Here is an 8,708-nt window from a genome sequence, read left to right as displayed (position 1 = left end):
CCGGCTGCGGTGGCCGACCGGATCGAGCTGGCACTCCTGGCCGCAGGCTGACCGGCCGGGGCCGCGACGGTTCTCAGACCGCGACGAGCGCAGTTCCTCGGCCGGTTCGCTCGGATGCGGCAGGTTCGTCCGTGGGTGCGACCGCATCCCACGGCACCGTCAGGACGCAGTCGCGGAGACGGCGACGGGGAGGCCGCACGGGGAAACCCTGATCGCGCAGCAGTTCGAGCGTCGCCTGCCACCGGATCCGCGGTCCGAACGCCGCGTGCGGGGCGCTCGTCGCCCACGCCCGGTCGGCCGCGCGGAGCAGCGCGTGGATCGGCTCGCCCGGAACGTTCCGGTGGATCAGTGCCTTGGGTAGTCGTTCGGCGAGGTCGGAGGGTCTGTCCACGTGGAACGGGCTCCACGCCAACGTCAACGATCGGGGGCCGTACTCGTCGAGCAGCACCCACGCGCAACGCCGGCCCAGCTCGTCGCACGTGCCGTCGATGAGCAGCCCTCCGGGAGCGAGACCGGACCGCAGACGCGCCCACGCCGGTTCGACGGCCTCCTCCGGATACTGCCGGAGCACGTTGAACGCCCGCACCAGGGTCGGGCGCAGGCCCGCCAGTTCGAAACCGCCTCGGGCGAACTCGACGCCGTCGCGGCCCGGAACCACCCGTTCCGGATCGATCTCGAGGCCGATCACACGCAGATCGCCGCGTACCCGCCGCAGTCGCGTAGCCAGTTCGAGGGTCGTCACCGGCATGGCGCCGTAACCCAGATCGACCACCAGAGGGTCGACGGCGTGCGTCAGCGCCTTCGCGATGTGGGGGTCGTGCATCGCCCAGCGATCGCTGCGGCGCAGCCGGTTGATGCCGGTGGTGCCGCGCGTGACGACACCGACGGGTCCTCGATTCGGCACTCGGTTACCGTCGCGCGAGCCAGTCGGCGGTGATGGCCGCTTCGGTGCGGAACACGTCGACGAGATTGGTGAGGATGAGTTCTTCGAGCTTGCCGCCGACGAACGGGATGTGCACCTTGGCCTCGGAGGTGGTGCGGAGCGTGGCGCCGTGGTCGTCGGCGAAGAGTTCCATCGTGCCCGTCAGACTGCCGGGGCCGCCGGGGATCGACGCCCGGTAGGTGCCGGTCGCGCGGTCGGTGAACGGCCCGTAGGTCTCTTCGCGCGTGATGACCATGTCCTTCTTGATCACCGTGCGGGCGATCTCCGGCAGGTCGGAGCGGGGGAGGACGTGGTGCAGCACCAGCGCGATGCCCGATTCGGAGGTCGTGAACTCGCGGACGTGGTTCTCCGAGTACTTGCGCATCTCGGTCATCCGCGCTTCCCAATGCCCGGGATCGGCGAGCGCCTCGTACACCCGCTCCGGTGGGTAGGGGAAGCGGGCAGAGTAATCGATACGCCGTGCCACGACCGGCCAGGCTACCGCGCCGGGTGGCCCGTCCGGAAATCGCGGGTCGCCGTGGGACGACCCGGCGGGGGTGATCAGGCGGAATGATCGCCGCGGCACCACTGCTCGGTGAAGGTGCGCTCCGCGTCGAACAGTTCGACCAGCTGCTCGACGATCATCCCTTCGATCTTGGAACCGAGGAACGGGATCTTCACTTCGACGGTGCCCTCGACGACGACGGACGAACCCGCGCCGTCGGCGATCAGCGTCATCCCGCCGGTGACCTCACCCGGCATCCCGTCGACGTGCGCCGAGAACCTGCCCTCGGCGCGACCGTCGGCGAATGCACCCCACGCCTCGTGTCGCCGGATGACGAGATCGCCCGGGCGGATGCTCGTGACCATGCTCGGCAGGTGCTCGGCAGGGATGGCCTGATGGAGATCGAGTTCGATCGTGCCGTCGCCGCTGTCGGCCCGCTCGACCGCCGCGCCCGGACCGCCGACCTCACGCAGCCGGGTCTGCCAGTACTGCGGATCGACGAACGCCGCGTGGACCGCTGCAGGCGGGGACGAGTAGTTCGCAGTGTGGTCGATAGGGCTGCCCATACGGGGCACGCTACCGTTTGCTGGTGCTTGATCCACGTACCAGGGCCCGGCTCGCCGAAACGGGAGCCACGGTGTCCGAGCAGGTGTCGCTGTCGGATTTCACGACCCTCCGGCTCGGCGGCCCCGCCCGGTATCTCGTCGAATGCGTGTCCACCTCGTCGTTGATCGAGGTCGTGCGGCTGCTCGACGAGCAGCGCGTGCCGCTCCTGCTCCTCGCGGGCGGCTCCAACCTCGTCATCGGGGACGACGGCTTCGACGGCGTCGTGGTCCGCGTCGCGACCACCGGTGTCGACCTCCGCGACGATCACATCCGGGTGGATGCGGGAGCCGAATGGGACGCGGTGGTCGCGACCACCGTGGACGCCGGACTCGGCGGGCTCGAATGCCTGTCGGGCATCCCGGGCTCCGCGGGAGCGACGCCGGTGCAGAACGTCGGGGCCTACGGCGTCGAGGTGGGCTCGATCCTGCGCCGCGTTCGTCTGCTCGACCGCGGCACCGGACGGGATTCGTGGGTCGGGCCCGAGGCTCTCGGTCTCGGCTACCGCACCAGCGTCCTCAAACACACCGACACGGCCGTGGTCCTCGAGGTGGAACTGGACGTGCGGGGCGACGGCTCCAGCGCACCGCTGGCGTACCGCGAGCTCGCGGTGGCGCTCGGCGCGGAGGAAGGCGAGCGCAGGCCGACGGCGCAGGTGCGCGAGCACGTCCTCGGGTTGCGCCGGAGCAAGGGCATGGTGCTCGACTCGGGCGATCCCGACACCTGGAGCGCCGGCTCGTTCTTCACCAATCCCGTCGTGCCCGACGATCGGTTGCCGGACGTGCTGGCGGCCATCGCGGCGAAGGTGGGCGAGGACGTGCGGATCCCGCAGTTCCCGGCGGACGGCGGAACCAAGTTGTCGGCCGGGTGGCTGATCGAGCGGGCCGGTTTCGGGAAGGGATTTCCCGCCGCCGACGCGCCGGCGCGGTTGTCGACGAAGCACACGCTGGCGCTCACCAACCGGGGAAGGGCATCGACGGCGGATCTCGTGGCCCTGGCGCGCAGGGTGCGCGACGGTGTCGAGGACGCCTTCGGGGTTCGTCTGCATCCCGAACCGGTCACCGTCAACTGCGCGATCTGACCGGCGCACACCGGAGCGGCAGAGCGCCGGTCACCAGCGGTTGCGGACCTGCTCCGCGAAGCCGAGCAGGTTCTCGACCTCGAGCCGGGTGCCGTCGTCGAGCACGGCGCTGCCGGTGAACCGTCCGAAGACCTGGTGCTGCGTGGAACGCACCAGCAGGGCGTTCACGTCGGCCGCGCGGTCGAGGATCGGCTCGAACTCCATCTCGAAGCGCGTGTCGTTGCTGGTGAAGCGCCACGGCGCCCCGTCGTAGGTGTCGCGGGGCAGGTGGAAGTGCACGCGGTCGAGCTTGTGCGCCACACCGTCGTGGAAGAGCATGTTCTCGCTCGCCGCGGTGGTGTCGCCGAATCCGTGGCCGATGTTGAATCCGAAGCGCACCCCGTCGTGGATTCCCGACGCGGAACCCCAGTACCAGGTGTTGTCGTAGGTCCATACGCCGCGACCCCAGTCGAACACGCCGAACGCGGTGGCGGGGTCGAAGACCAGCTCCCGTCCGCCGACGGTGAGCGTGCCCTGCGCGGGCAGACAGTTGATCTTCTGGTTGTAGTAGAAGGCCTTCGGCGCCCGGGGAAAGGGTGTCGCGACGACCATCCGGTCGTCGGGCGGCTGCGCGAGCAGCAATTCACCGGACAGGCCACGCCCACCTCCGAAGCGAGGATGGTCGACGACCAGCCGCCGGGCCTGCCCTTCGTGGTGGTACTCGATCCGGAGGCCGCGACGGCCGACGACGACATCACCGCGGTCGGCGCTCTGCGGCAGGCGGATCCGGCCGAGCGGGAAGGGAACGAGGGCGTTCTCGGTGGTCTCGCAACGACCGGCGAGGTCGAGCACGCTCACCCCGAGCAGACCCACGTAGCCGTTGTCGGCGACGGTCAGGGCGATCCCGAACGGTCCGTCGTCCCCGTCGGACAGGACGCAGTAGTAATCCCATTCCTTGAGGCGGAACCGCGACGCCGCGACCCGCTGCCGGTCGTAGGTGCGAGTCTCCGTGGTGCTCCAGCCGGCCTCGGCGAGTGTTCCGTCGTCGCCGAGCAGCGGTCCGGGCACGAGGCGTCGTCGGCGCATATCCCGTGACGGTACCGACGGTGGTGGGAGTGACGCTCCTGCCGCTCCCACCACCGCAGCGGACTCAGTCGGTCACGCGGTGGAAGCGGCCTGCGCTCGCCTGGTCGCGCGGCTTGACGACGATCTGGTCGAGGTTGACGTGCGACGGGCGGGACGCGACGAATCCGATGATGTCGGCGATGTCCTGGGCGACGAGCGGGGTGATGCCCTCGTACACCTTGTCGGCACGATCCTTGTCGCCTTCGAACCGCACGAGCGAGAACTCGGTCTCGACCGCGCCCGGAGCGATCTCGGTGAGCCTGACGGGCTGCCCGAGCAGTTCGCCTCGCAACGTGCGGTGCAGCACGGCCTGCGCGTGCTTGGCGGAGGTATAACCGGCGCCGTTGTCGTAGGCCTCGAAGGCCGCGACCGAGGTGATGGTGACGATCAGGCCGTCGCCCGACGCGATGAGCTTGGGGATCAGCGCCTTGGTGATGCGCATGGTGCCGACGACGTTGGTCTCCCACATCCACCGCCAGTCGTCCTCGACGGCCTCGGCGACCGGCGCGAGTCCCTTGGCGCCTCCGGCATTGTTGACCAGCACGTCCACCCGGGGAAGCACCGTGGTGAAGGCCTCCACCGAATCCTCGTCGGTGACGTCGAGCTCGAGCGCGGTGCCGCCGATCTCGTCGGCGAGTTTCTGCAGGCGGTCGAGGCGCCGTGCGCCCACCACGACATGGAAACCCTGCGCGGCGAGCGTACGGGCGGTCGCCTCGCCGATACCGGAGGACGCTCCGGTGACGACGGCGACGCGGGAATCGGGAGAGATGCTCATGGGGCAATCGTAGTGTCGGGCACCGGATGCCGCCGTACGTCCCCGCCCCCCGAGTCCTCCCCTGCGAAGTCCCCTCGGTGCGGCTACCCTGCGGCATATGACCACCACCCGCGGTCGATACAGCTCGGGAGAGCAAACCCGGATCCGGCTCGTCGAAGCCGCCGAGCGACTCTTCGCCCGCGGTGGTTACGACGGAGTCACCCTCGCCGACATCCGCAAGGCCGCCGGACAGCACAACTCGTCGGTGATCGGCTACTACTTCGGGACCAAGGAGGGGCTGCTCGAGGCGGTCTTCTCCCATCGGTTGCCCGCTGTGAACGCCCAGCGTGAAGCGCTCGTCGCCGAGATGCTTCGGACGCGGGACACGCTCACGGTCCGCGACCTGCTGTGGGCGATCATCCGGCCACTGGCGGGCACGCTCGGCCGCAACAACCACTACGTCGCCTTCCTCGACCGGCTCTCGAACCACGAGCGGTTCGCCGAGTGCTTCCGGGTCACCGGACCGACGGGAACCGAGAGCGGCCGCCGGTCCGACACCGCGCTGCGGGCGCTGCTCGGGCAACTGCCCGACGACATCGCCGGACAACGTCTGCGGCTGGTGTATTCCGGTACCGTCGGTGCCCTCGCGCGATGTCACCGTGCAGGTGAATCACCCACCACCGCAGAGTTGGCGGCGCTCGTCGACGCGTGGGAAGGGTTGCTGCTCGCGCCGGTGTCGGCGGAGACCGCCCGGGTGCGCGGGGATGCGCGGAGGGATTCCCCACCGGAGCGGTGAGGATTGGACACGACCCGGTTCGGGCGATAGTTTGATCGGCATGTCAGTCGGCCACACCTCCGCACCGCCGGTCACCTATGTGACCGCCGCGCTGGGATCACGGCTGCCTCTGGCGCGCGAACTCTGTTGTCGCTGCTGCGGAAAGTAACTCCGCACCGATTCCCCCCGCTTTCGGGCGGGTCCGTCCTCCGATCGTGCTTCCACGCCGGGGATTCGGTGCGCCGATCGTCTCCCGCCCGTTCTCCGGTCATCACGTCCGGATCAGCAGCCAAGGATCAGCGCCGTGTCGGTTCCCACTCTTCCGCCGTCCGTTTCCCTTCCCTCCCGGTCGTCCGCGCCCCCTCGTGCCGCCGCCTCCGGTGTCCGCGGATCCACGCGTGCGACAGTGGTCCGGTCTCGAACCTCGCGCGTGTCGAGCCAGGTCAGGATCGTTCCCCCCGACCTGCGTATCGCCGACGGCACCGGGGCGTCGGTCTTCCGTGTCGCCGCCAATCGTGGTCCGGTCTCGCGTGACGTGATCGCGAAGGTCACCGGGGCGAGCATCGCCACCGTCAATCGTCAGGTATCGGCCCTGCTCTCGGCAGGTCTGCTGCGCGAGCGCGCCGACCTGACCGAGCCGGGCGCGGTCGGCCGGCCGCGCGTACCCGTCGAGGTCGACCACGAGCGTTACCTGACGGTCGGCATCCACATCGGTGCCGTCACCACCGGCATCGTCGCGACCGACCTGCGTGGTCGCATCATCGGCGCCGTCGAAGTTCCCACCCCGGCCGGCCACCAGGACGCCGCGCTCGCGTCGATCACCGCGAGCGCCAAGGCTTTCGCGGGACGGTGGCACCGCCGCACCCCGCTGTGGGTCGGCGTCGCACTCGGCGGTCGGGTGGATTCGAACACCGCCGTAGTGACGCATCCGCGACTGGGCTGGGTCGACGCCCGCGTCGGCGCGATCGTCGGTGGTGGCATGGGCCTGCCGGTCTCGGTGGCCGCGCACGTCGAGGCGATGGCCGCCTCCGAGCTGCTCCTGACCCCCCGACCGCGACGCTCCCGAGGTCAAGGGCACCGGGTTGTACTTCTACGTCCGCGAGACCGTGGGTGTGGCAATCACTTTCGACGGAAAGGTGCACACCCCGGCCGGCGGTCCGGGTTCGGTGACGCATTTCCCCACCGGATCGTCTGCACGGTGCTCGTGCGGCGGCACGGGCTGCCTCGAAGCGACCGTGAGCGATCGGGCGGTCGTGCAGCGCGCGGTGTCCGAGGGCATCCTCACCGCCGGTGACGACACCATCGGGTCGCTCTACCGCCTCGCGCGGAACGGATCCGAGGCCGCCCACGGTCTGCTCGTCGAGCGCGCCACCGTGCTCGGCCGCACCGTCGGAATGCTCCGTGACCTGTTCAACCCCGACCGGGTCATCCTCGGCGGCCAGGCCTTCACCGAGTACCCGGCCGCGGTTCCGCGCGTCGCCCGTGCGTTCGCGGCCTCGACCACCCTGCCACGCAAGGACATCCGGATCACCGGATTCGGTAATCGGGTGCAGGCCCACGCTGCGGGTGTCGTCTCGCTCAGCTCGTTGTTCTCGGATCCGATCGCGGCGATGAAGCGCACCGAACGCTGACGGATTTCCGTCGTCGTCACACGATCGGTGGGGCGTCCGTCGCGTCCGCGGCGGCGCCCCGCCGATCGAGTTCGGCCCGGGCCCGGCCGAGCCCGCCGTGTTCGAGTGCGGCCGAATGGGATTCGTCCGCCCATACCAGTCTTCCGCGCTCGCGGACCGTTACGGTCATGTGGCCGCCCAGATGTTCGATCGAGCCGGCCACGTTCCGTCGTTCCGCGGGCAGCGGGACCGGCAGGACGTGTGCGGCTCCGATCGGCGAACTCCCCGAGATCTCCACGCTCCACCGGGCGTTGCGGCCGCGCAGCAGCCAGCTCTCGTCGGTGACCGTGGCCTGTACCGGCGAGGTGACGGGATTGCCCAGGCGCACGACGCGCCCGTCCGGAAGCGCGACGACCACCGCGGTCACCTCGGTGCGCAGGGGACCCGAGTGCACCTGCCCGCCGGCGAAGGCCACGCACGCCTGCGGATCGGCGAATCCCTGTGCCTGTCCCCACCACCACGAATCGGGGAAGCCGCCCTTACCCCAGTTCTTCTCACCGTAGACCTGGGATCCGGTCAGCTCCCACTTCTCGTCACCGAGGATCGCGTATCCCTCCGCCCGGCCGCCGAGCAACCAGGAATGCCAGTACTGGTTCAGGGCCGGGACGGAGTGGAAGACGCTCGATGCGCCGAAGCGCCGTCGCGGCCAGGGCCGCAGGTCGGACAATCGGATGTCGAGCCGGGCGTCGTCGCCGAGATCCATCCACACGCGCTCGCTGTCGCCGCGGAAGACATCGCCGGCCGACGCGCCGAGCCGATCGGGATCGGCGGCGGCCACCGGATGCGCGGCGGTGCGCAGGAAACCTCCCGGATGGGCGGCCAGGCCGAGTGTCGCCCACTGTGAACCGGACCCGGCCGAGTCGTCCGCACGGTTGACCCCGCACAGGGCGATGACCACGCGGCCGGTTCCGGGCTGGGTGAAACGCCAGAAGTAGCCCTCCATCGCGACGCCGTGGGCGGCGAGCGGATTCCCGAAAGGCAGATCGGCGCCCGACGCGCGATAGCGGGTCCACAGGTTTCTCGGGGAGAGTTCGTTCGGAGAGAATCGTCCCAGCCGTCCGCGCACCGCCATGCCCGCTCCGTTCCGTCGATCCGTCCGGTCCGTTCTCCGGATGTACCCAGAATGGCCGCTCCCGTCACGGAGCGTGCGGATTCGGGCCTCGATGCCCAGGATGGGGGAGGTACCTGCGCCCGCGCGGCCGGCCGGCCATAACGTTGACCGGACCGATCGGATCGACGAGAACGCGAGAAGTACGTGACAGGACAGAAAGGCGGCTCGTACCGCGAGTTGTTC

General features: G+C 69.9%; 8 protein-coding genes and 1 pseudogene. 3 read left to right on the top strand and 6 right to left on the bottom strand.

The window, feature by feature from the left end; all coding sequences use genetic code 11:
* Positions 1 to 73 precede the first annotated feature (73 nt).
* The 3 genes from R1101_RS26440 to R1101_RS0111165 all read right to left on the bottom strand — a co-directional run bounded on the left by R1101_RS26440 (position 74) and on the right by R1101_RS0111165 (position 1,993).
* A complete protein-coding gene (locus tag R1101_RS26440; protein ID WP_016933517.1) occupies positions 74 to 904 on the bottom strand; it encodes a hypothetical protein in 831 nt (276 codons plus the stop codon).
* Between the two features lie 4 nt (positions 905 to 908).
* A complete protein-coding gene (locus tag R1101_RS0111170) occupies positions 909 to 1,409 on the bottom strand; it encodes a DUF2505 domain-containing protein (protein WP_026003148.1) in 501 nt (166 codons plus the stop codon).
* A gap of 74 nt (positions 1,410 to 1,483) precedes the next feature.
* Complete coding sequence (locus R1101_RS0111165; protein ID WP_016933515.1) at positions 1,484 to 1,993, bottom strand: DUF2505 domain-containing protein; 510 nt, start codon at positions 1,991 to 1,993, stop codon at positions 1,484 to 1,486.
* Positions 1,994 to 2,016: 23 nt separating this feature from the next.
* Between R1101_RS0111165 and R1101_RS0111160 the strand changes: the two genes are divergently transcribed.
* Positions 2,017 to 3,111, top strand: a complete 1,095-nt coding sequence (locus R1101_RS0111160; protein ID WP_081494075.1) for a UDP-N-acetylmuramate dehydrogenase — start codon at positions 2,017 to 2,019, stop codon at positions 3,109 to 3,111.
* Positions 3,112 to 3,141: 30 nt separating this feature from the next.
* Here the strand turns inward: R1101_RS0111160 and R1101_RS0111155 are convergent, their stop codons facing one another.
* Together R1101_RS0111155 and R1101_RS0111150 are read right to left on the bottom strand one after the other, a co-directional pair.
* A complete protein-coding gene (locus tag R1101_RS0111155; RefSeq protein WP_016933513.1) occupies positions 3,142 to 4,176 on the bottom strand; it encodes a DUF2804 domain-containing protein in 1,035 nt (344 codons plus the stop codon).
* Between the two features lie 64 nt (positions 4,177 to 4,240).
* Positions 4,241 to 4,990: an SDR family NAD(P)-dependent oxidoreductase gene (locus R1101_RS0111150; protein ID WP_016933512.1), complete on the bottom strand. Its 750-nt coding sequence runs from the start codon at positions 4,988 to 4,990 to the stop codon at positions 4,241 to 4,243.
* Positions 4,991 to 5,087: 97 nt separating this feature from the next.
* Between R1101_RS0111150 and R1101_RS0111145 the strand changes: the two genes are divergently transcribed.
* The gene (locus R1101_RS0111145) at positions 5,088 to 5,765 is read left to right on the top strand and encodes a TetR/AcrR family transcriptional regulator (protein ID WP_016933511.1); all 678 of its coding nucleotides are present in this window, start codon (positions 5,088 to 5,090) and stop codon (positions 5,763 to 5,765) included.
* A gap of 283 nt (positions 5,766 to 6,048) precedes the next feature.
* Positions 6,049 to 7,375, top strand: a pseudogene (locus tag R1101_RS26435) (ROK family protein).
* A 16-nt stretch (positions 7,376 to 7,391) separates the two neighbouring features.
* Here the strand turns inward: R1101_RS26435 and R1101_RS0111135 are convergent.
* The gene (locus R1101_RS0111135) at positions 7,392 to 8,486 is read right to left on the bottom strand and encodes a tocopherol cyclase family protein (RefSeq protein ID WP_016933510.1); all 1,095 of its coding nucleotides are present in this window, start codon (positions 8,484 to 8,486) and stop codon (positions 7,392 to 7,394) included.
* Positions 8,487 to 8,708 lie beyond the last annotated feature (222 nt).

It is taken from the genome of Rhodococcus sp. R1101 (assembly GCF_000278445.1).
GTDB lineage: Bacteria > Actinomycetota > Actinomycetes > Mycobacteriales > Mycobacteriaceae > Rhodococcus > Rhodococcus gordoniae.
Note: the sequence above shows the minus strand (reverse complement) of the source record. Positions and strands in the feature narration are given on the sequence as shown.

Coding starts and splice junctions, on each gene's coding strand:
- R1101_RS0111150 (WP_016933512.1), bottom strand. CDS start 4,990: ATGAGCATCTCTCCCGATTCCCGCGTCGCCGTCGTCACCGGAGCGTCC.
- R1101_RS0111155 (WP_016933513.1), bottom strand. CDS start 4,176: ATGCGCCGACGACGCCTCGTGCCCGGACCGCTGCTCGGCGACGACGGA.
- R1101_RS0111135 (WP_016933510.1), bottom strand. CDS start 8,486: ATGGCGGTGCGCGGACGGCTGGGACGATTCTCTCCGAACGAACTCTCC.
- R1101_RS0111165 (WP_016933515.1), bottom strand. CDS start 1,993: ATGGGCAGCCCTATCGACCACACTGCGAACTACTCGTCCCCGCCTGCA.
- R1101_RS0111145 (WP_016933511.1), top strand. CDS start 5,088: ATGACCACCACCCGCGGTCGATACAGCTCGGGAGAGCAAACCCGGATC.